The organism is Allobosea sp. RCC_152_1, from assembly GCF_041360765.1.
GTDB lineage: Bacteria > Pseudomonadota > Alphaproteobacteria > Rhizobiales > Beijerinckiaceae > Allobosea > Allobosea spartocytisi.
In genome coordinates this window covers 406,052-426,933 of record NZ_JBFUPU010000003.1, presented here as the reverse complement: position 1 = coordinate 426,933, position 20,882 = coordinate 406,052, and the positions used below count along the sequence as shown (strand labels likewise).

At 67.4% G+C, this 20,882-nt stretch carries 21 protein-coding genes; 14 read left to right on the top strand and 7 right to left on the bottom strand.

What is annotated here, in order from left to right; translation table 11 throughout:
* Positions 1-118: 118 nt before the first annotated feature.
* Positions 119-814, bottom strand: a complete 696-nt coding sequence (locus AB6806_RS13860) for a hypothetical protein (RefSeq protein WP_370954770.1) — start codon at positions 812-814, stop codon at positions 119-121.
* A gap of 153 nt (positions 815-967) precedes the next feature.
* On the opposite strand from AB6806_RS13860, the gene AB6806_RS13855 reads away from it, so the two are divergent.
* From AB6806_RS13855 to AB6806_RS13825, 7 genes are all read left to right on the top strand, one after another.
* Positions 968-1,708 (top strand): SDR family NAD(P)-dependent oxidoreductase, encoded by a 741-nt coding sequence (locus AB6806_RS13855; RefSeq protein ID WP_038357675.1) that lies wholly within the window; start codon positions 968-970, stop codon positions 1,706-1,708.
* Positions 1,709-1,715: 7 nt separating this feature from the next.
* Entirely contained in the window at positions 1,716-2,525 is an 810-nt protein-coding gene (locus AB6806_RS13850; protein ID WP_370954769.1) for a sugar phosphate isomerase/epimerase family protein, read from the top strand.
* A gap of 252 nt (positions 2,526-2,777) precedes the next feature.
* Positions 2,778-3,455 carry a GntR family transcriptional regulator gene (locus tag AB6806_RS13845; protein WP_260368461.1) on the top strand — a complete coding sequence of 226 codons (678 nt, stop codon included), beginning with the start codon at positions 2,778-2,780 and terminating at the stop codon, positions 3,453-3,455.
* 88 nt (positions 3,456-3,543) lie between these two features.
* A complete protein-coding gene (gene trhA, locus AB6806_RS13840; RefSeq protein ID WP_210323712.1) occupies positions 3,544-4,206 on the top strand; it encodes a PAQR family membrane homeostasis protein TrhA in 663 nt (220 codons plus the stop codon).
* 158 nt (positions 4,207-4,364) lie between these two features.
* Positions 4,365-5,753, top strand: a complete 1,389-nt coding sequence (locus AB6806_RS13835) for an ethanolamine ammonia-lyase subunit EutB (RefSeq protein WP_370954768.1) — start codon at positions 4,365-4,367, stop codon at positions 5,751-5,753.
* A complete protein-coding gene (eutC, locus tag AB6806_RS13830; protein ID WP_370954767.1) occupies positions 5,750-6,568 on the top strand; it encodes an ethanolamine ammonia-lyase subunit EutC in 819 nt (272 codons plus the stop codon). Before AB6806_RS13835 ends, eutC begins: the two co-directional genes overlap by 4 nt.
* A 127-nt stretch (positions 6,569-6,695) precedes the next feature.
* Positions 6,696-7,328, top strand: coding sequence for an HAD-IA family hydrolase (locus AB6806_RS13825; protein ID WP_113252888.1), 633 nt, complete (start codon positions 6,696-6,698; stop codon positions 7,326-7,328).
* A gap of 85 nt (positions 7,329-7,413) precedes the next feature.
* Here the strand turns inward: AB6806_RS13825 and AB6806_RS13820 are convergent, their stop codons facing one another.
* Positions 7,414-8,352, bottom strand: a complete 939-nt coding sequence (locus AB6806_RS13820) for a LysR substrate-binding domain-containing protein (protein ID WP_370954766.1) — start codon at positions 8,350-8,352, stop codon at positions 7,414-7,416.
* A gap of 159 nt (positions 8,353-8,511) precedes the next feature.
* Between AB6806_RS13820 and AB6806_RS13815 the strand changes: the two genes are divergently transcribed.
* The 7 genes from AB6806_RS13815 to AB6806_RS13785 all read left to right on the top strand — a co-directional run bounded on the left by AB6806_RS13815 (position 8,512) and on the right by AB6806_RS13785 (position 15,107).
* On the top strand, positions 8,512-9,093 hold the full coding sequence (locus tag AB6806_RS13815; protein WP_370954765.1) for a VOC family protein: 582 nt from the start codon (positions 8,512-8,514) through the stop codon (positions 9,091-9,093).
* 23 nt (positions 9,094-9,116) lie between these two features.
* Positions 9,117-9,539 (top strand): nuclear transport factor 2 family protein, encoded by a 423-nt coding sequence (locus tag AB6806_RS13810; RefSeq protein WP_051987371.1) that lies wholly within the window; start codon positions 9,117-9,119, stop codon positions 9,537-9,539.
* 68 nt (positions 9,540-9,607) lie between these two features.
* On the top strand, positions 9,608-10,492 hold the full coding sequence (locus tag AB6806_RS13805; protein WP_142023359.1) for a fumarylacetoacetate hydrolase family protein: 885 nt from the start codon (positions 9,608-9,610) through the stop codon (positions 10,490-10,492).
* A 39-nt stretch (positions 10,493-10,531) separates the two neighbouring features.
* A complete protein-coding gene (locus tag AB6806_RS13800) occupies positions 10,532-12,193 on the top strand; it encodes an FAD-dependent monooxygenase (protein ID WP_142023360.1) in 1,662 nt (553 codons plus the stop codon).
* Between the two features lie 33 nt (positions 12,194-12,226).
* Complete coding sequence (locus AB6806_RS13795) at positions 12,227-13,264, top strand: TRAP transporter substrate-binding protein (RefSeq protein ID WP_081925031.1); 1,038 nt, start codon at positions 12,227-12,229, stop codon at positions 13,262-13,264.
* Positions 13,261-13,803 (top strand): TRAP transporter small permease, encoded by a 543-nt coding sequence (locus AB6806_RS13790; RefSeq protein WP_038357691.1) that lies wholly within the window; start codon positions 13,261-13,263, stop codon positions 13,801-13,803. Before AB6806_RS13795 ends, AB6806_RS13790 begins: the two co-directional genes overlap by 4 nt.
* The gene (locus AB6806_RS13785) at positions 13,800-15,107 is read left to right on the top strand and encodes a TRAP transporter large permease (RefSeq protein WP_038357693.1); all 1,308 of its coding nucleotides are present in this window, start codon (positions 13,800-13,802) and stop codon (positions 15,105-15,107) included. The genes AB6806_RS13790 and AB6806_RS13785 overlap by 4 nt, the downstream gene beginning before the upstream one ends.
* 10 nt (positions 15,108-15,117) lie before the next feature.
* On the opposite strand, the gene AB6806_RS13780 is transcribed toward AB6806_RS13785, so the two are convergent.
* Genes AB6806_RS13780 through AB6806_RS13760 form a run of 5 tightly spaced genes read right to left on the bottom strand, consistent with a single transcriptional unit; the run spans position 15,118 to position 20,876 of the window.
* Complete coding sequence (locus tag AB6806_RS13780; RefSeq protein WP_142023361.1) at positions 15,118-16,254, bottom strand: M24 family metallopeptidase; 1,137 nt, start codon at positions 16,252-16,254, stop codon at positions 15,118-15,120.
* Positions 16,251-17,471, bottom strand: a complete 1,221-nt coding sequence (locus AB6806_RS13775) for a M20 family metallopeptidase (protein WP_370954764.1) — start codon at positions 17,469-17,471, stop codon at positions 16,251-16,253. Before AB6806_RS13775 ends, AB6806_RS13780 begins: the two co-directional genes overlap by 4 nt.
* Before the next feature lie 17 nt (positions 17,472-17,488).
* On the bottom strand, positions 17,489-19,108 hold the full coding sequence (locus AB6806_RS13770; RefSeq protein WP_370954763.1) for a dipeptide ABC transporter ATP-binding protein: 1,620 nt from the start codon (positions 19,106-19,108) through the stop codon (positions 17,489-17,491).
* A 3-nt stretch (positions 19,109-19,111) separates the two neighbouring features.
* Positions 19,112-19,936, bottom strand: coding sequence for an ABC transporter permease (locus AB6806_RS13765; protein ID WP_370954762.1), 825 nt, complete (start codon positions 19,934-19,936; stop codon positions 19,112-19,114).
* Positions 19,929-20,876 (bottom strand): ABC transporter permease, encoded by a 948-nt coding sequence (locus AB6806_RS13760; RefSeq protein ID WP_133565843.1) that lies wholly within the window; start codon positions 20,874-20,876, stop codon positions 19,929-19,931. Before AB6806_RS13760 ends, AB6806_RS13765 begins: the two co-directional genes overlap by 8 nt.
* Between the last annotated feature and the right edge of the window lie 6 nt (positions 20,877-20,882).

The following is a 20,882-nucleotide window of genomic DNA, read 5'->3' as shown; positions in this document are numbered from 1 at the left end:
CTTGGGCCGGCTGCCTGACCTCGAAGCGTCGCCGCTTCGATCTCTTGCCCCCTCGTCGAAAGCCTGGAAGCTGAATCCGGCTTTCGGGGTCGTTCATCCCGCGCGAGCCTGTGCGCGGTTATTGCGCCTGCATATCCTCGCTGGTGAGGCTGAAGGCGGTTTCGTAGACGTCGACACGCGGCGCGACGAGCGCTCCCGTCATCGTCGCCAATTGCTGTGCCTCGGGCAGGGCCGCCTCGATCCCCGCCCGGGAAGCGCCTTCCAGCAGCAGCACGGCGTCGAAGCCTCTCTCCGCCATGGCGCTGCGCAGCTCCGTCTCGCGGGTGCGGACGCCGGAAACCTCGCTGCGGGCGACCCCGAGATGGACGCAGGCGACGCCGGGCAGGGCGAGCATGGCCTCGACGAGGCTCTGCGCCGCCTGTCGCAGGACTGCGCCGCTGCCGGCCTCCGCGAAATCAAAGCGCAGCGTCGCCATGCTGCCGCCGTCGCCGGTCCCGGCCGACGCGACCCTGTCGCAGGCGACGCGCAGGAAATTCTGGAAGCTCGGCGCGATCTCCGCCGTCCAGCGCGTGGGATGGTTCAGCCGTTCGAGATAGGCCGGGGAGCGGAAGACCTCGACATCATCGGCCGCATAGATCGTCCCGAAGACATGGCGGTCTGCCTGCGGCGCATGCAGGCGCTTGCCCGTGCGAAAGCCGGGAATCGACAGCCGTTCCGGCATGTGCTCGCGCGTGTGCCACTCGATATAGGCTTCATGTCCGCCCTCGGCGATATCGTGCCAGATCGCGAGGAAAGCTGATCCCTTCAGTCCCATCGTACCCGTCTCTCAGACGCTCCTGCCTGCGGGCTCTGCAATCGGCCGCTTGACAAGGAGCTCGTTTCCTCTCCAACTAACCTACTAGAATGTTAGTATGTCGAATGAGTCAAGTGCCCGTTGTCAGAAGGGCCCGGCTCCCGGGAGGATGAAATGCAGGGAAGCGAGACACCGCGCGTCGCGATCGTGACGGGAGGGGCAGGCGGGCTGGGCTTTCCGATCGCTGCGCGCCTGGCCGCGAAAGGCCACAAGGTCGCGATCTGGGACATTGACGGCGACCGCGCCGTCGCTGCGGCCGCGAAGCTGCCGGGCGCCAGGGGCTATGCGGTCGACGTGACCGACGAGAAGGCGGTCGCGGATGCGACGACCCGCGTCGTCGGAGAACTCGGCCCGCTCGGCATCCTCGTCACCTGCGCCGGCCATAACGGGCCGCTGGCCCCCTTCGCGGAGTATCCCAGCGAGGGCTGGCGCTTCGTCATGTCGCTCAATCTCGACGCCGTCTTCCATTGCTGCCAGGCGGCGGTGCGCGAGATGCTCAAGACCGGCTATGGCCGCATCGTCAACATGGCGTCGATCGCCGGCAAGGAGGGCAACCCCAACGCGGTCGCCTATTCCGCCTCCAAGGCCGGCGTGATCGGCCTGACCAAGTCGATCGGCAAGGAGCTCGCGACCACGCAGATCCGGGTGAACTGCGTGACGCCGGCGGCGATCGAGACCGAGATGCTCCAGCAGCTCACGCCCGAATTCAGGGCCTATGTCGTGTCCAAGATTCCGGTCGGCCGACTCGGGCAGGCGGAGGAGGTGGCGGCGCTGGCGGGCTGGCTGGCGTCGGAGGAGTGCTCGTTCTCGACCGGCGCCGTCTTCGACGTCTCGGGCGGCCGCGCGACCTATTGAGGACGGCATGTACAAGCAGCACAGCCTGTCGCTGGCTTATCTCACCGTCCAGGGTTGCCCGCCGGTCGAGCATGTCCGCTGCGCCGCGGTGGCCGGCTACGACGCGGCCGGCCTCAGGCTGATCGCGCCGCTCGGGCTCGAGCTTGCGCATCCCATCGTCGGCGACAAGGCGCTGATCCGCGAGATCCGGACGACGGCCGCCGATCTCGGGATCGGCTTTCTCGATGGCGAGGTCTTCACCCTCCGAGCGGACACAGCGATTGAGTCCTGGCTGCCCGTCATCGAGACGGCGGCGGAATTCGGCATGCCGCTGATGCAGATCACCTCGGAGGATCCCGATCTGTCGCGGGCCTCCGACAATCTCGGGCGGATCGCGGATGTCGCCGGCGGGCACGGCATCGCCATCGCGATCGAGTTCATGCGCTGGCGCGCCGCGGCGACCATCGAGGATGCGGCGCAGCTCGCCGCCGCGTCAGGACGCAAGAATGTCGGCATCCTGCTCGACGCCTTGCATCTGTCGCGCTCCGGCGGCGGGCCGGCGGCGGTCGCGGCGCTGCGGGACAAGGTGCTCTATCTCCAGCTCTGTGACGCTCCCGCGAGCCAGCCTTCCGACGATGCCGGCTGCATCGCCGAGGCGCGGGGCGCGCGCATGATCCCGGGCGAGGGCGGCCTGTGGCTGGGGGAACTGATGGCGGAGTTGCCGCCGGACATCGCGATCAGCGTCGAGACGCCGCATCGCGGCGACGCGTCGCTGAGCTTTGTGGAAAAGGCGCGCCGGGGCATCGCCGGAACGCGCAATTTCCTCGATTCGCTTTAGGTTCGGAGCAGGATGCGAAAAAGTGGGAACCGGTTTTTCGCGACTATCCTGCTCCAACTCTTAGGTGAGAGACGGATTCAGATTTCAAATGGGATCACCTCGTGATCCCATTTGAAATCATCCGGCTCTAGCGGCGGATACCGCGCGCCGAGGCGTGCCGCCGGGGACAGGCCGGGCATCGCCCGGCCCCAGTGGCCAGGAAGGAGATGTGGCGAGGTGGGTGCAAGACAGCGGGGAGGTCTGACCTTGCGCGTGACCGAACGCCTGCGTCAGGCGATCGTCGACGGCGAGGTCGAGCTGGGCGATGCGCTCTCGGAGGACAAGCTCGCGACCAGGCTCGGCGTCAGCCGCAGCCCGGTGCACGAAGCCTTGACGGCGCTGGAGCAGCAGGGGCTGATCGACATCAAGCCGCAGCGCGGCAGCTTCGTCTTCCTGCCGACAAAGGAGGACATCGAGAATCTCTGCGAGTTCCGGCTGATGATCGAGGCGGAGGCGCTACGTCTGGCCATGCGGCGCCGGCGTGACGAGACGCTCGCCGCGCTGAAGGCGGCCGCGCAGGGCATGCAGGAGGCCGTCCTCGCCGGCGATCATCTGCGCAGCTCTCACGGGGATACGGCGTTCCATGGCGTGTCGATCGAGAACAGCGGCAACAGCTACCTGATCAATGCTTATCGGCTCGTCTCGGGAAAGGTCGCGGCGCTGCGCTCGCACCGCTCCACGGATGCGATCCGCGGCGAAGCGAGCGCCGAGCATTTCGAGATCATCGCCAGGCTGGAAGAGGATGATCTGCCGGCGGCGCTCGAGGCGCTCTCGAACCACATCCTGAAGATGGCGAAACGCTACAGCGTCGAGCCGTCGCAGGAGCGCGTGGCGACGAGCCGGGCCTCGCGAAGCCCGTCGCTGGAGCATTTCGCCCCGCTTTTGGACTGATCGAAGCCTGCGCCGACACAGGTCAAAGTGACGCTTTGCGCTCTGCCCCGGATTCGCGCAGCATGGCGCGATCGTGAAAGGGCATCATTTGCTGCAACCGAGACATGGGCGCTTCGATGTCAGCCGCGCCGAGCTATGGGCCGATGGCGTGGTCCATGCGCTCGGGATCGCGCTTGGCCTCGCCGCGGTGACGGCACTCATCCTGCGCGTGCTCGTGGCGGCGCCGTCGGCCGATCTCGTCCCTGTCGCGATCTACGGCGCCGCGTTGCTGGCCGTGCTGATCGTTTCGGCGATCTACAATCTATGGCCGGTTTCGCCGATGAAGTGGCTGATCCGGCGCTTCGACCATTCGGCGATCTATGTGCTGATCGCGGGAACCTATACGCCCTTCCTGATGAAGCTCGGCTCGAGCCTCATGGCGCAGATCCTGCTCGCCGTGGTCTGGGCCGCGTCGGTCCTGGGCGTCGTGCTGAAGCTCGCCTTTCCCGGCCGTCTCGATCGGCTTTCGATCGTGCTCTATCTCGTCATCGGCTGGAGCGGCATCCTGCTGTGGCAGAGCATCGCCGAGCTGCCGGCAACCAGCCTGTGGCTCATGCTCGCGGGCGGCCTGCTCTACTCGATCGGCGTCATCTTCCACGTCTGGGAAAGCCTGCCGTTCCAGAATGCGATCTGGCACGGCTTCGTGCTCGTGGCCTCCGGCTGCTTCTACGGGGCCGTCTTCCGGGCCTATGCGGTCGTTTCCGGAGCCTGAGCCGTCCCGCGGGCAAGGCCCGGCATCGGGCGTTGCGGCCGGTCGCTCACCGCCGAAAGCTGGCATTCTTCGTGCTAAGTCTCTTCATGTAGGATGGATGCCGGCCAGAACGCAGCTCGGCCGCCCGCGTCCGGACGTCTCTGAAGCGAGGTGAGGCCATGGCCTACCGCATGGCGGTCGGAAATCAGAACTGGGCCTTCGCCGATCTGAAGGAGGTGATGGCGAAAGCCACGCCCCTGCGCTCCGGCGACATGCTCGCCGGGATCGCCGCCGGTTCGGCGGAGGAATGCGTGGCGGCGAAGCTCTGCCTCGCCGAGGTGCCGCTCAAGGCCTTTCTCACCGAGACCTTCGTTCCCTATGAGAGCGACGAGGTCACGCGGTTGATCCTGGATCGTCACGATGCCCAGGCCTTCGCGCCGGTCGCGCATATGACGGTCGGCGATTTCCGCGACTTCCTGCTCTCCGAGAGCGCCGATACCCGGATGCTGGCTGCGCTGGCGAAAGGCATCACGCCGGAGATGGCGGCCGCCGTCTCCAAGCTGATGCGCAATCAGGATCTCATCCTGGCGGCGAGCAAGTGCCGGGTGGTCACGCGGTTCCGCAACACGATCGGCTTGCCCCGCAGGCTTTCCGTCCGCCTGCAGCCCAACCACCCGACCGATGACCGGCGCGGCATCGCGGCTTCCGTCGTCGACGGGCTGATGTATGGCTGCGGCGACGCGGTCATCGGCGTCAACCCGGCCTCGGATTCGGTGGAGGTCATGGCCGATCTGGCGCGGCTCTTCGAGGAGATCATCGGGAAGCTGGAGATACCGACCCAATCCTGCATCCTGACCCATGTGACGACGACGATCGGCCTGATCGAGAAGGGCCTGCCGATCGACCTCGTCTTTCAGTCGATCGCGGGAACCGAAGCGGCCAACCGCTCCTTCGGCGTCGATCTGGCCGTCTTGGCCGAAGGGCGCGAGGCCGCCCTCGCGCTGAAGCGCGGCACGCTCGGCGACAACGTCATGTATTTCGAGACGGGGCAGGGCTCGGCGCTCTCGGCCGGGGCGCATCACGGCGTCGACCAGCAGACGCTGGAAGCGCGAGCCTATGCGGTGGCGCGCGCCTTCTCGCCGCTCCTGGTCAATACCGTCGTCGGCTTCATCGGCCCGGAATATCTCTATGACGGCAAGCAGATCATCCGGGCCGGGCTCGAGGACCATTTCTGCGGCAAGCTGCTCGGCCTGCCGATGGGCTGCGACATCTGCTACACCAACCATGCCGAAGCCGATCAGGACGACATGGATACGCTCCTGACCCTGCTGGCGACATCGGGGATCAACTTCGTCATGGCCGTGCCGGGTGCCGACGACGTGATGCTGAACTACCAGTCGACCTCCTTCCACGACCAGCTTTACGTCCGGGAGCTGCTGGGGCTCGGCCGCGCCCCGGAGTTCGAGGCCTGGCTGCAGCAGGTCGGGATCACCGACGCGACCGGCCGGCTGCGTGCCGAGCCGGGGGCGCTGCCGCTGCTCTCCCGCTCGATCGGTCTGGCGGCATGAGCGAGCGCGACCGTGGCGAGATGGAGCGTGGAAAGAAGGCCGATGCCCTGTGGTCGCGGCTCGCCGAGCTGACCCCGGCCCGGGTCGCGCTCGGCCGCGTCGGCGCGAGCCTGCCAACCCGCGAGGTTCTGCGCTTCCAGATGGCCCATGCGGCCGCGCGCGACGCGGTCCATATCGCCCTCGATATCGACGCCCTCGAAGCCGAGGTGAAGGCGCTCGGAAGCCGCTGCCTGCGGGTCAGGTCGGATGCGACGCAGCGCGATCTCTATCTGCGGCGTCCCGATCTCGGCCGGCGGCTGGATCAGGACAGCGCGACACGGCTCGACGGCGCGGGGGAGCATGGCTGCGATCTGGTCATCGTCATCGGGGACGGCCTGTCCTCACGTGCCGTGGCCGGCAATGCGCCGCCTCTCGTCGCGCATCTTCTGGCTTATTGTAGGCATCTGGGGCTGAGCGTCGCGCCGGTCGTGCTGGCGGAAGGCGCCCGTGTCGCCCTGGGAGACGAGGTCGGCGAGCGGCTGGCGGCACGCATGAGCCTCGTCCTGATCGGGGAGCGGCCCGGCCTTTCCGCGCCCGACAGCCTGGGCGCCTATCTCACCCTGTCGCCGCGGCGGGGCTTGAGCGACGCCAGCCGGAACTGCGTGTCCAATATCCGTCCGGGCGGCCTCGACAGCGAAGCGGCGGCCTACAAGATCGCCTGGCTGATGAAGCGCGCTTTCGCGCTGAACGTGACCGGCACGCGCCTCAAGGACGAAAGCGACCGGGAACCGGAGCCGGAGATCGTTCGGCTGTCGGTACGACCGACGAGCGCATGATCCAGCTTCTCGCAGGCGTGCGGGAAGGCCGGAGCGCCTCGAGCGACGATGCGATGGCGAGGGTGCGGCGGGTACCTGCGTCACATCGATTGTTGCTAAGTCGCACTGCAGCATTTAAGCGGCCTGAATGACGCCGAAGACCTTGGTCATCTTCGATTTCGATGGAACCCTCGCGAGCAGCGTGGAGTGGTTCTATGGCGTCCTCAACGAGGTCGCTCAGCGCTATCGCTTTCGGCAAACGACGGAAGAGGAGCGCGAGCAGCTCCGGCGGCAGACGCCGTTGCAGATTCTGGAGACGCTCGGCGTTCCAAAATGGAAACTGCCGATCATCGCGAGGCATATGCGCAGCCTGGCCTCCGAGAATCTGGATCAGATCGAGCTCTATGCCTGGGTCGGTGGCCTCCTGGCCTTGTTGAAGGGGCAGGGGCTGCATCTGGCGATCGTCACCTCCAATAGCGAAGAGAATGTCCGCGCCCTGCTCGGCCGATCGGCCGCATTGATCGATGTCTATGAGAGCGGGGCGTCGCTTTTCGGCAAGTCGGCGAAATTCAAGCGCGTGCTGAAGCAGCTGAAGCTGATGCCGGTGCAGGCGATATCCGTCGGCGACGAGGTTCGCGATGTCGAGGCGGCCCGGCGCGCCGGCATCGACTGCATCGCGGTCGGGTGGGGCCTTTCCCATCCCGACGCGCTCCTGGCCGCGAAGGCGGGCGCGCTCGCGACAACGCCCGAGGAGCTGACGGCACTTCTGCTCGCCCGCTAGAGCATTTTCGAGCGAAGTGGACACCGGTTCGCGTGAAGAAAATGCGATAGAGCATCTCTGCGATTCGGAGAAACGCGGAAATGCTCTAGATCGCCGCGTCTCCTGTCGGGCGCGATAACCTGCCGGGTGGCTCGAGCCGGGACGTCGCCCGCCGCATCAGGTCGAGAAGGTGAAGCGCTGCTGGCGTGAGCGGCAGATCGGCCCGGCGCACGACCACGAGCGCCGGAGCCGTCAGCGTCTCGGCGATCTTGATCGTGGTCAGGGCCTGTCCGGTCATCTCGAAATCCTGCCATTGGCCCGGCACCATCGCGAGCAGGTCGGTGTTGGCGAGACAGGTCAGCAAGGTCAGGGCGGACTGGCTGCGCACGGCCAGATGCGGCGCCGGCAGGTCGTGGCGCGCGAAGAACGCGTTGATCTCGGCGCTGTCGTCTGCCGTGATCGATGTCGTCACCCAATCCTGCCCGACGAGATCGCGCAGCGAGGTCGCGCCCGCCAGCGGATGCCCGGTCCGGCAGAGCACGACGCGCCGGTTCTGGAACAGCACTTCGAGGCTGAGCTCGGGGACAGATTGCGCCCCTCCCTCCGGGCCGATGTAGAAATCGACGGAGCCGTCCCGCAGCCTTGTTTCGAGCGTGGGATAGAAGCCCTCGATGATATGCAGCTTGATGTTCGGATAGCGCTGGCGGAAGGGCCGCAGGCTCGACGGCAGCAGCGCCAGATGCGCGGCGATCGAAAGCCCGACCGTCACGGTGCCGGCGCCGGCGCCGCGCAACTGCTCCATCTCCTCGCGCGTGCGCCGGATCTCCGACAGGATCGAACGCGCACGCGTGATGAAGGCCTGGCCGAAAGGGGTGGCCACGACGCCACGCGCGCGGCGTTCGAACAACGGCGCGCCCAGCTCGCGTTCGAGCAGCGCGAGGCTGCGCGTCAGCGCCGGCTGCGCCACGCGCAGATGGCGCGATGCCGCCCGGACGCTGCCGCGTTCGGCGATCGCGACGACCTCCTCGAAATGATGAAGCTTCATCCTCGCGTCTCCCTCGCGAAGGGCCTCGAGCGATATCAGATGATTATCGCTCCGGCATTCTTGTCATCTGTTCAGGTATATCTCCCTCCGCTAGCTCTGTTCCACCGAAAACGCAGGCGCCGCGCCCTCCGGGGAAGAATGGCACCGCAGGAGGAACGCATGGACATCATCAAGCCCGCCTTCCATCACGTCACCTTCAAGACCAGCCGGCTCGCCGAAATGGTCGCCTGGTATGGCCGAGTCGTCGGCGTCACGCCGAATTTCCAGGATGCGAACAATGCCTGGACCACCAATGACGCGGCCAATCACCGCGTCGCCTTCCTGTCGGCGCCCGGTCTCGGCGACGACCCCGACAAGCGCAGCCATAACGGCATGCATCACAGCGCCTTCGAATATGAGAGTTTCGACGATTTGATGTCGTCCTATGCCCGGCTGCGCGACGAGGGCATCCTGCCGGCCTTCAGCCTCGACCACGGTATGACGATCTCGATCTATTACCGCGATCCCGAGGGCAATTTCGTCGAGCTGCAATGCGATACCTACGGCGATTGGAAGCAGTCCAGCGAGTGGATGCGGACCTCGACGGACTTCAAGGCCAATCCGATCGGCACCTTCTTCGACCCCGAGCGCGTCTACCAGGCCCATAGGGCGGGTTCGGGCTTCGATGCGCTACATGCCGGCATGCGCAAGGGCGACTACGAGCCGGCGGGCGCGCCGCCCGATCTCGGGCTGCCGGTCTGACGGCGGGCGGAGGTTCGTCCGCGATGACGCTGTCGTTGAACCCAGAGGATCGTGCGGCGATCGAGGATCTGATCCAGCGCCATGCCTGGCTGATCGACCATGGCGAGGCGGATCGCATCGGCGCGCTCTTCACGGAGGATGCCGGGCTCTATGGCGTCGGCCCGGACAAGCTCGGGCGTGCCGCCATCGCGACATGGGGTGCGGAACGTGCCGCAATGCGCGAGCGCCGCTCCCGCCATGTCCAGAGCAACATCCTGATCGAGCCGGTCTCGTCCGATGCGGCGCACGGCTGCGTCGTGCTGACGCTCTATCGCCATGACGGGCCGGGGCCGGGTGCGGCCGCGCCGTTCCTGATCTGCGAATACGCCGACCGCTATCGCAAGGAGCCGGACGGGGCCTGGCGCTTCGCCGAGCGACGCCTCGCCGTGCTTTTCGGCGAAGCCTGACACCGATCGCTTCCGCTCCGGCCGCAGTGGCGACCGATGCCTTTTACCCCATTGGAAGGAGAGCCTTCATGCGTCTCGCCACCATTCTTCGCGACGGCAAGGCCCGGCTCGCGGCTTATCGCGGCCAGGATCTCATCGATCTCTCGGAAGCCGGTTCCGGCCTGCCGGAGACCATGCTCGCTTTCGTCGAGGGCGGGGAGGTGGCGCGGGCGGCCATCGCCGCCGCGCTCGACAAGGCGCCTTCATCGGCGCTGCTCGACCCGGAGCGGACGACCTTCCTGCCGGTGCTGCCCCGCCCCGGCAAGATCATCTGCGTCGGCCTGAACTATGCCGACCATTCGGCCGAGAGCGGCTTCAAGCAGCCGGATTATCCGACGCTGTTCGGCCGCTTCTCGACGACGCTGATCGGCCACCGCGCACCGATGATCCGCCCGAACCTCTCCGATCAGCTCGATTACGAGGGCGAGATCGCGGCGGTGATCGGCCGGCGCGCCAAGCATGTTCCCAAGGCCCGTGCGCTCGACCATGTCGCCGGCTACGCCGTTTTCAACGAAGGCTCGGTGCGCGAATACCAGTTCAAGGCGCCGCAATGGACCGTCGGCAAGAACTTCGACGGAACCGGCGCCTTCGGACCGGCCCTGGTCACGGCCGATGAATTGCCGCCGGGCGCCAGGGGATTGAAGCTCGAGACCCGGCTCAACGGCCAGACCGTCCAGAGCGCCTCGACCGACAGCATGGTCTTCGACGTGGCGAGCCTGATTGCGATCATCAGCGAGGCGATCACGCTGGAGCCGGGCGACGTCATCGTCACCGGGACGCCGGCCGGCGTCGGCGTGGCGCGCAAGCCGCCGCTCTTCATGAAGCCGGGCGATGTCTGCGAGGTCGAGGTCGAGGGCATCGGCCTGCTGGTCAACCCCATTGCCCAGGAAGAAGCCGTGCGGAGCGCCGCCTGAACGGGCGGGCGGTGCGGCGCAGGACAGAAGGAGCGCGCGGTGAAAGACAGCGGTTGGGATGTCGACGTGCTGATTGCTGGCGCCGGCCCGGTGGGGCTGGCCGCCGCCATCGAGCTCGGCCGCCGCGGCATCCGTTGCCTCGTGGTCGAGCGCAACGACCGCGTCGGCTATGCGCCGCGCGCCAAGACGACGAATGTCCGCACGCGCGAGCATCTGCGTCGCTGGGGCATCGCGGACAGGCTGCGCGAGGTCTCGCCGATCCCGCGCGACTATCCCTCGAACGTCGTCTTCGCCACGCGGATGACCGGCCCCGGGCTCGCGCGCTTCGAGAATGCGTTGAACGGCAGCCCGGCGCGCAACGACCTCTATTCGGAATCGGCGCAATGGGTGCCGCAATATGTGCTGGAAGAAGTCCTGCGTGAGCATGCCGCCTCGCTGCCCGGCGTGACGATCAGCTTCAGCACCGAACTGACCGCCTTCGAGCAGGACGGCAGCGGCGTCACGGGTGAGCTGAAGGATCTCGTGACCGGGGCGGTCCGCCGCGTCAGGAGTTCCTACCTGATCGGTGCCGATGGCGCGCGCAGCCTGGTCCGCGACGCGATCGGCGCGGTGATGACCGGCGACCGGGCCTATTCGCGCAACTACAACATCATCTTCCGCGCGCCCGACCTCGCCCGCCGCCACGCGCATGGCGAGGCGATCATGTACTGGATGGTCAATGAGGAATTGCCCTCGCTGCTCGGCCCGATGGACGGCGAGGGCTTGTGGTTCTTCATGGTCACCAAGCTCGCCAACGATGTCGATCCGGCGAGCGTCGACCCGGTCGCGCTGATCAGGCAAGGCACGGGCCTCCATGACCTCGCAATCGAGATCGTCGGCAAGGATCCCTGGGTGGCGCACAAGCTCGTCGCCGATCGCTACGACAAGGGCCGCGTCTTCCTGGCGGGCGATGCCTGCCATCTGCATCCGCCCTTCGGCGGCTTCGGGATGAATATGGGCATCGGCGATGCCGTTGATCTCGGCTGGAAGCTCGCGGCCACGCTCCAGGGCTGGGGCGGGCCGGAACTGCTGGCGAGCTACGAGGCCGAGCGGCGCAAGGTGCATGAGCGCACCATCGCGGAAGCGGTGATCAATTACGGCGTGCTCAGCAACCAGCTCGTCCGGCCGGGGCTGGAGGATCCGGGGCCACTCGGCGAGGCGACGCGCCGCGAGGTCGGCGAGATCATCGAGGCGACCAAGCTGCGCGAATTCCGGACGCTCGGCATCGTGCTGGGCTCGCGCTACGAGGATTCGCCGATCATCGTTTCCGATGGCAGCGAGCCGCCACCGGAGCATTTCATGCTCTATGTGCCCTCGGCCCATCCCGGCTGCCTTGCCCCGCATCTCTGGCTGGCCGACGACTCGTCGCTCTATGACCATTTCGGAGATGGGTTCACGCTGCTGGTCACGGCGGGCGAGGCCGGGCAGGCGGCGGATTTCTCTGCCAGGGCCGCGGCTCTGGACATCCCGCTGACGGTTCTCGCTCCGGCCGACCGGCGTCTGCCGGCGCGTTATGGCGCGCGTTTCGCCCTGATCCGGCCCGACCAGCACGTCGCCTGGCGCGGCGACGCCCTGCCGGCCGATGCGGCGGGGCTGCTCGCCCATGTCACCGGCACCATCGAAAAGGGAGCCGTCACGCCGGTATCCGCGACGGCAGCCTGAAGACCCAACGATAAAACAACCGGGGAGGAAACGATGATACGAGGAGTGGTGGGCGCCCTGCTGGGTGCGCTGTTCAGCCTGTCCTTGTCGGTGGCGGCATTCGCGCAAACCATCGAGCTCAAGGTCTCGCATTACCTGCCGCCGAACCATCAGCTTCACAAGAAACTGGAGGAATGGGGCGAGGAACTCGCCAAGCGCTCGAACGGTCGGCTCAAGCTGACCATCTTCCCGGCGGCGCAGATGGGGCCGATGCCGCGGCAATACGACCTCGCCCGCACCGGCGTCGCCGATATCGCCTTCTTCCTGCATGGCGCGCTGCCTGGCCGCTTCCCGCTGACCGAGATCACCCAGCTCCCTTATGTCTTCAATCGGGGTGAGGGCGCTGCCTCGAAGGCGATCAGCACGGCAGAGGCATCCGCGATCGTGACGGGGATGGCCGACGATCTCGCCGCCGAGCACGAGGGCACCAAGCTGCTCTATTTCATCGCGACGCCGACAGTGAGCCTGTTCTTCAACAAGGGCGCGGTGCGCGATCCCGCAGGCGTGCGCGGCCTGCGCATCCGGCACAACGGGCCGATCGCCTCGGCGATCATCGAGGCCTGGGGCGGTAGCCCCGCCGCCGTCGCGCCGGCCGAACTCTCGGACGCGCTCGCCAAGGGCACGATCGCGGGGATGCTGTTCAACTACGAGGCCGCCAAATCCTTCCAGATGGCCGAGAGCATCAAGTCGGTGACGCCGGTCAAGGCTTCCGCCGGCACTTTCGCGCTGGTCATGAACGCCGAACGCTACAAATCGCTGCCGGAGGACCTGCGCAAGCTCATCGACGAGACCACCGGCCCGGAAGCCGCCCGCAAGATCGGCGCGCTCTATGACGCGGCGGAGGATGAGGGCGAGGCTTATTTGCGTGCGGCCAAGGTCGATATCCTCGACCTGACGCCGGCCGAGCGCGCCGCCTTCGAGGAGAAGACCAAGCCGCTGGCCGCGACCTTCCTGGCCAAGGCCGAAGCGAAGAACCCGAAGGCGCGCGGCTTCTACGAGCGGCTGCGCGCCGCCGTGGGGAGGGCGCAGTGAACGGTCGCGCGGGTTCGCGGCTCGATCCCGCCCGCCTTCTCACCCTTTGCGGCGCGATAGCCCTCGCCGTGATGCTGTTCTGGACGATGTTCGACATCGGCGGGCGCCTCGCCTTCAACCGGCCGATCCACGGCACGCTCGATCTCGTCGAGGTCACGCTGGTGCTCGTCGCCTTTCTCGCGCTGCCGGAGTGCTTCCGGCGCGACGAACTGATCAAGGTCGATCTCTTCGACACGATGGTGAGCCCGCGCACGCTCGGGCGCATGACCCTGATCGGGGAGATCGCGACCTTGGCCTTCCTCGGCCTGCTGGCTGCCACGCTGTGGCAGCCGCTCGCGGATGCCTATCGTTTCGGCGATCAGAAGCCCGATCTGCCGGTTCCGATCTGGACCTTGCTGCTGACGATCGAGTTGGCCCTCGTCGTGTCCATGCTCGTCGTCCTGCGCCGGATCGGGGCGCAGATCAGGGCCGCCCTGCAGCCGCCGGGCGCCGAGACGCAGGCCCCAACCCTCCACCGCCACGAGGAGGCTACCCCATGAGCGCGACCTCGATCGGCCTGATCGGCATGGCGACGCTCGTCGGCATGATCCTCGCCCGCATCCCCGTCGCGGTCGCGCTCGGCCTCGTCGGCTTCGTCGGCTATGCCGCGATCGACGGTTTCGCCAAGGCGCGGCTCGTCTTCGGCGCGGTGCCGCTCGAACTCTCCTCGGCCTATGCGCTCTCGGTGCTGCCGCTGTTCACGCTGATGGGCGCGCTCGCGACCATGGCCGGGCTTTCGGGCGATCTCTTCCGCGCCAGCAATGCCGTCTTCGCCGGCATGCGCGGTTCGCTCGCCATGGCGGCGGTCGGTGCCTCGGCGGCGTTCGGCGCGGTCTGCGGCTCTTCGCTGGCGACGGCGGCGACGATGAGCCGGATCTCGATCCCGCAGATGCTGAAAGCGGGCTATTCGCCTGCGCTCGCCGCGGGCGTGGTCGCCGCCGGCGGGACGCTCGGCATCCTGATCCCGCCATCGCTGATCCTGATGATCTACGGCATCATCGCGCAGCTCTCGATCATCAAGCTGTTCGCCGCAGCGCTCATTCCCGGCCTCGTTCTGACCGCGCTGTACCTCGCCACCGTCGCGATCTGGGTCAGGCTCAGGCCCGAGGCGGCACCGCGCCTGCCGACGGACGGGCGGGCCCAGTCCTTACGCCTGGTTCTCTCGATCTGGGACGTCGTGCTGCTGTTCGCGGTCACCTTCGGCGGCATCTATCTGGGCTGGTTCAGCCCGACCGAGGCCGCCGCCGTCGGCGCTTTCGGTGCGCTCCTGCTCGGGCTGCTGCGGCGTGGCTTCAAGCCCGGCGATGTCGGCACGGCCTTCACAGAGACGACGCGGATCACCGCCAATCTCGTCCTGATCGTGCTGGGCTCGACGATCTTTTCCTACTTCGTCGTCCAGACCGGCATGGCCCAATCCGTGGTCCGGGGCATCAATGCCCTCGGCCTGCCGCCGCTGGCGGTCATGCTGCTGCTCGTCGCCTTCTACGTCTTCCTCGGCTGCTTCCTCGAAGGGATCGGCATGGTGCTGGTGACGGTGCCGGTGCTGCTGCCGCTCGTGCTGTCGACGGGCTACGATCCGATCTGGTTCGGCGTCCTGCTGGTCATCGTCGTCGAAATCGGGCTCATCCACCCGCCGGTCGGGATGAACCTCTTCGTCATCCGCACGCAGGCGCCGGAGATCGGCCTGGGCGCGATGTATCGCGGGGTCCTGCCGTTCCTGGTCGCGCCTTTCGTGCTGATCGCGCTGCTGCTCGCCTGGCCCGAGCTTGCGCTCTGGCTGCCGCGCCATCTCGGGGGGCTGTGACGTTCGCGCCTCAGCGCAGACGGCTTGTCAGCATCGCGCGGGGCGTCGAGGTCAACCGCCTCCCGCCCTCGGCCTCGACGACGACGGTCTCGCTGAAGCCCAGGCCGGCGGCGGAGACATACATGTGGAAGACCATGCCCTCCTCCAGCCGCCAGCGGGCATTGGGCAGGAAGACGCGCGAAAAGTCGCTGGTCCGGGGCGTGCGGCCGTAGAGGCCCAGCGTGTAACCGGTGACGTTGTCATAGGCCGGGCGCAGGCCCTCGGCGAGCACGGCCTCGCGCAGGACCGCATCGACCTCGCAGGCGAGGGTGCCGGGCCGCATCGCCGCGAACTGCCTGTCCTGCAAGGCGACGAGGCGCTCGGCGAGGGGCGAGAGCCCGCGCCGGTCGGCACCGATCAGCACCGGCCGCATCAGCCTCGCGCCGTAATTGCGGCGCTTCGGGATCAATTCGACATGCAGGATATCGCCATCCGCCAGCGGATCGGCGGTCATGACGCCGTGCAGGAATTCATGATCGCCGACGCCCGGCAGGATCGGCCCCGTCTCGCCGGTATCGGCGCCGTTCTCCAGAAAGGAGGCCGCTGCGATCGCCGCCGCCGCGCGTGGCGAAAGCCCGGGTCGGGCCTGCGCGGCGATGGCGGCCATCGCCTTGTCGGCAATGCCGGCGGCTTCCGCGATCAGGGCGATCTCGGCCGGCGACTTCACCGCTCGGAGCAGGTCGCTCGCCCGCGGCAGATCGATGAAGCGCACATCCGGCAACAGCGCCGCGAAGCGGTCCCGCGCCGCGGCCGTGAAACCATAGGAGGCGTGGTCGGCGCCGATGCGGGCCTTCGCGAAGCCGCGACGGCGGAGCTCCTCGACCATCACGGCCTGCGGCTCGGCCGTGTCCGGAAAGCCGACGACATCGGAAAACCAGCAGGCGTCGCGGCAAGGGCCGGCATCGAGCTCGCGCAGCACGAACCAGGGCTCGCCCTGGCGGGGCAGGAAGGCGGCGCGATACATCGTCTCCGAGACGGTGTAGCCGGTCAGCCATGCCAGGAACTCGGCATGGTCGACCAGCAGAAGCTCCGCGCCGGCCTCCGCCATCGCCGCGCGGGCCTTGGCCACCCGCGCGACGAATTCCTCGCGCGGGAAGAGCGGGCTCACGCGACTTCGCAGATGTCGAGGATGGTCAGCATGTAGATGCGGACCATGTCGAGGAAATCACGGATCTCGACACGTTCGTCGGGCATGGTGTTGTAGCGCCCGCCCGGCCCGCAGACGATGCCCTCCATGCCGGCCTCGGCATAGAGATGGCCGGCATCGGTGCCGAAGAAGCCCGGCGGCTTGATCGCGCCCGTCGGCTGCTTCTCGCCGCGCACCGCCTCATAGGCCGCGTTGACGGTCCTGACGATGCGGGCGTCCTTGGCGACTTCGAAGGCCGGCATCGACTGATGCCCTTCCTTCTTCTCGATGCGGATCGACGTCTTCAGCCCCGGAAAGCGCTGTTCCAGCGCGGCAAGTTCGCGCTGCATGTCGCCGAGCGCACCTTCTTGCGTCTGGCCGGGCGCATAGCGGCCGGAGCCCTTGAGCTTGCAATAATCCGCCACCTGCGGCGCGCGCCACTCGTGCAGCTCCTTGCCGAGCGCGCCGTGGACGACACCGACATGGACGCGGTTGATCGATTCATGCTCGGGCGACGGTGCGCCGGAGAAGGTCATGGCGTTGAGGCGCGGGATCAGGTCGCAGGCGGCCATGATCGCGTCGACCGCCTGCTCGCGCTTGGAGAGGTGGCGGGTATTGCCCGTGAGCTCGATCACGAAAGAGAAGGCGCAGGCATGCATGGTCACGGCCTGCACGTCGGTCGGCTCGCTGTTGACGAAATAGTCGGCGCGGATGCCGTTGCGGATCGCCGCGACGGTGCCGACGCCGCCCTGCAATTCGCCGACGACATAGGTCAGGATCACGTCGCCCTTCAGCTTCACCCCGGCATCGAGCAGCGTCTTGACCGCGCAATAGGAGGCGGCATCGCCGGCCTTCATGTTGGAGACGCCGATGCCGTAGATGAACTCATCGTCGACGAGGCCGCCCCAGGGATCGACGGTCCAGCCCTCGGTCGCCGGGTTGGTGTCGAGATGGCCGTTGAACAGCAGGCTCTTGCCCCCGCCCGTGCCCTTCCAGCGGCCAATGGCATTGGCGCGGCGCCCCTCGTCGAAGGGCTGCTCTTCCGCCTCGATGCCCATCGCCTTCATCTGGCCGACGACGTGGCGGACCAGCGCCTTCTCGCCCTCGGTCTCCGAATAGCTCTTGTGCTTCGCCCAGTCCGAGAGGAGCGCGAGGCAGGCCTTCTCGTCGAGCGAATGGATCAGGTCGCGCGGATTCATGCGTGTGGCCTCTGATGTCAGGCGGCGGCCGTGGCCGGGGCGGGCACGGCTTCGAGCAGAGATTGGGTGTAGGGGTGGAGGGGCCCGGTCGAGAGCGTGGCGATATCGACGAGATCGACGAGGTCGCCGCGGTACATCACCGCGATCCGATGGGCGATCTGGCGCACCAGATTGAGGTCATGAGTGATGAAGAGATAGGCCGTGCCGAAGCGCTTCTGCAGGTCGACCAGCAATTCGACCACGGAGGCCTGCACGGAGACGTCGAGCGCCGAGGTGATCTCGTCGCAGATCACGAGCTTCGGCTTCGAGGCGAAGGCCCGTGCGATGGCGACGCGCTGCTTCTCGCCGCCGGAGAGCTGGTGCGGGTAACGCTCGGCGTAAGCTGCCGGCAACCGGACCTGCTCCAGCAATTCGCCGATCCTCGCGGCATCCCGCCTCGCCCCCAGCTCGCCATAGAGCGCGAGCGGCCGCGACAGGATCTCGCGGATGCGCTGGCGCGGATTGAGCGAGGAATCCGGGTGCTGGAAGATGATCTGGACGTCGCGGCGATAGCTCCGGTCCATGTCGGAGAGGCCGGTGATACGGCGGCCGGCGAAGCGGATCTCTCCCTCGAAACGGTTCAGGCCCGTCATCGCCTTGGCGAGCGTCGACTTGCCCGAGCCGGACTCCCCGACGATGCCGAGGATCTCGCCGGGCATCACCGACAGGCTGACCTCGCGATTGCCGGTAAACTGCGTATTCGCCCGGCCGAGCAGGCTGCCGAGGAAGGGCTTGCGGCCATAGAGCACGCTGACCTTCTCGACCTCGACCAGCGGCTTGCCGGCTTCAGGAGTCTGCGTTTCGACCAGCCGATGGTCCGGCCGCGGCACGGCGGCGAGCAGCTTTTTCGTATAGGCGTCCTGCGGCCGGGCGAAGACCTCACTGAGCGCGCCCTGCTCGACGATCCTGCCGCGATGGATCACCGCGACCTTGGTGGCGATCTGCGAGACCAGCGCGAGGTCGTGCGAGATGTAGAGCGAGGCGACGCCGGTCTCGGCCTGCAATTCCTTGAACAGGTCGAGGATCTGCCGGGCGGTGATGACGTCGAGCGCGGTCGTCGGCTCGTCGAAAATGATGCATTCCGGCTGGCAGGCGAAGGCGGTGGCGATAACGACGCGCTGCTTCTCGCCGCCGGAAGCTTCGTGCGGATAGCGCCGCATCATCTGCCGGGGCACCTTGAGGCCGACATGGGCGAGGCGCTCCTCGCCCTCGGCCCAGGCCTGCTTCCGCGTCAGACCGCGATGGCGCACCAGCACTTCAGCCAGTTGCTCGCCGAGCGGCAGTGTCGGGTTGAGCGAGGTGCTCGGGTCCTGGAAGACCATGCCGATGCGCTTGCCGCGGATCGCATCGATCTCGGTCTCGGACGCCTTGAGCAGGTCTTGGCCCGTCAGGGCGATGCTGCCCACCTCGCGCGCGCTCTGGGGCAGATAGCGCATGATCGCCCAGGCGAGCGAGGTCTTGCCGGAGCCGGATTCGCCGACGAGGCCGAGCACCTCGCCCTTGGCCACCGACAGGGATACGTCGTCGAGGGCGCGGGTGAAGCCGGCCGGCGTCGCGTAGTCGAGGCCGTAGCCGGCGATGTCGAGAATCGCACCCATCGCTCAGCTCCTCGGGTTCAGCGCGTCGCGCAGCCCGTCGCCGAGCAGGTTGAAGCCGATCGCGACCAGCGCGACGGCAAGGCTCGGCCACAAGATCATCCAGGCGCTCAGATGCATGAAGCGGCGCGCCTCCGAGACCATTAGCCCCCATTCGGAAGCCGGCGGCTGCGCCCCCAGCCCGAGGAAGGAGAGCGTCGCGAACAGCATCACCGCGAAGGCGACGCGGATGGTCATCTCGACGATGATCGGCGCCACCACATTCGGCAGCATCTCGCGCCCGACGATGAAGGCCGCGCTCTCGCCGCGCGCGATGGCGGCATTGACATAGTCCTGCTTGCGCACGGAAAGCGCGACCGAACGCGTCACCCGCGCCATGCCCGGCGCGAAGGCGAGCGCGATGGCGAGCAGCGCGTTGAGGCTGCTCTTGCCGAGCAGGTTCACGATCAGCAGCGCCAGCAGCAGGCTCGGGATCGACATGATCGCGTCGACGGTGCGCATGATCGCCTCGTCGCTGCGCCCGCCGAGAAAGGCCGAGACGGTGCCGATGACGGCGCCGACCAGCGTGCCCAGCGCCGTCGCCAGAATGGCCAGGACGACGGTGGCGCGGGCGCCGTGCAGCAGCCGGCTCAGGATGTCGCGGCCATATTGGTCGGTGCCGAGCCAGAACTGGGCGCTCGGCGGCTTGTAGCGCATCAGCGGTGCCATCTTCTCGGGGTCGTAAGGGGCGAACCACGGCCCGACGATCACGACGAGCAGGATCAGCCCGACGATGACGATGCCGAGCGCGCCCTGCGGCGAGCGCAGCATGCGCTTGAGGATCTCAATCATACTGGATCCTCCGGTCGAGCCAGGCGTAAGCGATGTCGGCGAGGAAATTGGCGACGGCATAGGTCGTCGCCATGATCAGCGCGCCGGCCTGGATCGAGGGCAGATCGCGCGCCTGGATCGCCACGATGAGCTGGCGCCCGATCCCCGGCAGGGCGAAGATCTCCTCGACCACGATGACGCCGCCGAGCAGGTAGCCGACATCGAGCGCGACGATGGTGATCGTCGGCAGCAGCGCGTTGCGCAAAGCATGCTTGAAAAGCACCTGCCGCTTCGAGAGGCCCTTCAGCCGGGCGGCGCGGATGTAGTCGGAATGCAGGACGTCGACGAGCTCGGAGCGCACCATGCGCGAGACATGGGCGATCAGGATCATCGACACCGTCAGCACCGGCAGGACGAGATGCTTAAGCCCGCGCAGCGGGTCTTCGGTTAGCGGCACATAGCCGGTCGCTGGCAGCCATTGCAGCCAATCGGCCAGCACCAGAACGACCAGCGTCGCCGTGACGAATTCCGGCAAGGAGACGCCGATATAGGAGAGGAAGCTGACGCCGAGATCGGCCGCGCGGCCGCGGCGCACCGCCGCGACGATGCCGAGCGGGATCGCGACCGCCAGCATCAGCCCGATCGAGAACAGGGCGAGCAGCAGCGAGCGGCCGAGCGCCTCGATCATCGCCGGTGCGACCGGCTGGCCGGTGCGCATCGAGACGCCGAAATCGCCGCGCACGACCCCGCCGAGCCAGTGCAGGTACTGCATCCAGATGGGGTCGTTCAGCCCCATCTTGAGACGCAGCGCCGCCAGCGCGTCCGGCGTCGCATTCTCGCCCAGCATCATGACGGCGGCATCGGCCGGCAGGATCTGGGTGATCGCGAAGACGATCAGCGACACGACGAGAAGCGTGTAGCCGATCAGCAGGATCCGCTTGAGGATATAGGCCGGCGACACGTCCGC

Coding starts and splice junctions, on each gene's coding strand:
- AB6806_RS13860 (WP_370954770.1), bottom strand. CDS start 814: ATGGGACTGAAGGGATCAGCTTTCCTCGCGATCTGGCACGATATCGCC.
- AB6806_RS13855 (WP_038357675.1), top strand. CDS start 968: ATGCAGGGAAGCGAGACACCGCGCGTCGCGATCGTGACGGGAGGGGCA.
- AB6806_RS13850 (WP_370954769.1), top strand. CDS start 1,716: ATGTACAAGCAGCACAGCCTGTCGCTGGCTTATCTCACCGTCCAGGGT.
- AB6806_RS13835 (WP_370954768.1), top strand. CDS start 4,365: ATGGCCTACCGCATGGCGGTCGGAAATCAGAACTGGGCCTTCGCCGAT.
- eutC (WP_370954767.1), top strand. CDS start 5,750: ATGAGCGAGCGCGACCGTGGCGAGATGGAGCGTGGAAAGAAGGCCGAT.
- AB6806_RS13825 (WP_113252888.1), top strand. CDS start 6,696: ATGACGCCGAAGACCTTGGTCATCTTCGATTTCGATGGAACCCTCGCG.
- AB6806_RS13820 (WP_370954766.1), bottom strand. CDS start 8,352: ATGAAGCTTCATCATTTCGAGGAGGTCGTCGCGATCGCCGAACGCGGC.
- AB6806_RS13815 (WP_370954765.1), top strand. CDS start 8,512: ATGGACATCATCAAGCCCGCCTTCCATCACGTCACCTTCAAGACCAGC.
- AB6806_RS13810 (WP_051987371.1), top strand. CDS start 9,117: ATGACGCTGTCGTTGAACCCAGAGGATCGTGCGGCGATCGAGGATCTG.
- AB6806_RS13805 (WP_142023359.1), top strand. CDS start 9,608: ATGCGTCTCGCCACCATTCTTCGCGACGGCAAGGCCCGGCTCGCGGCT.
- AB6806_RS13795 (WP_081925031.1), top strand. CDS start 12,227: ATGATACGAGGAGTGGTGGGCGCCCTGCTGGGTGCGCTGTTCAGCCTG.
- AB6806_RS13785 (WP_038357693.1), top strand. CDS start 13,800: ATGAGCGCGACCTCGATCGGCCTGATCGGCATGGCGACGCTCGTCGGC.
- AB6806_RS13775 (WP_370954764.1), bottom strand. CDS start 17,471: ATGAATCCGCGCGACCTGATCCATTCGCTCGACGAGAAGGCCTGCCTC.
- AB6806_RS13770 (WP_370954763.1), bottom strand. CDS start 19,108: ATGGGTGCGATTCTCGACATCGCCGGCTACGGCCTCGACTACGCGACG.
- AB6806_RS13765 (WP_370954762.1), bottom strand. CDS start 19,936: ATGATTGAGATCCTCAAGCGCATGCTGCGCTCGCCGCAGGGCGCGCTC.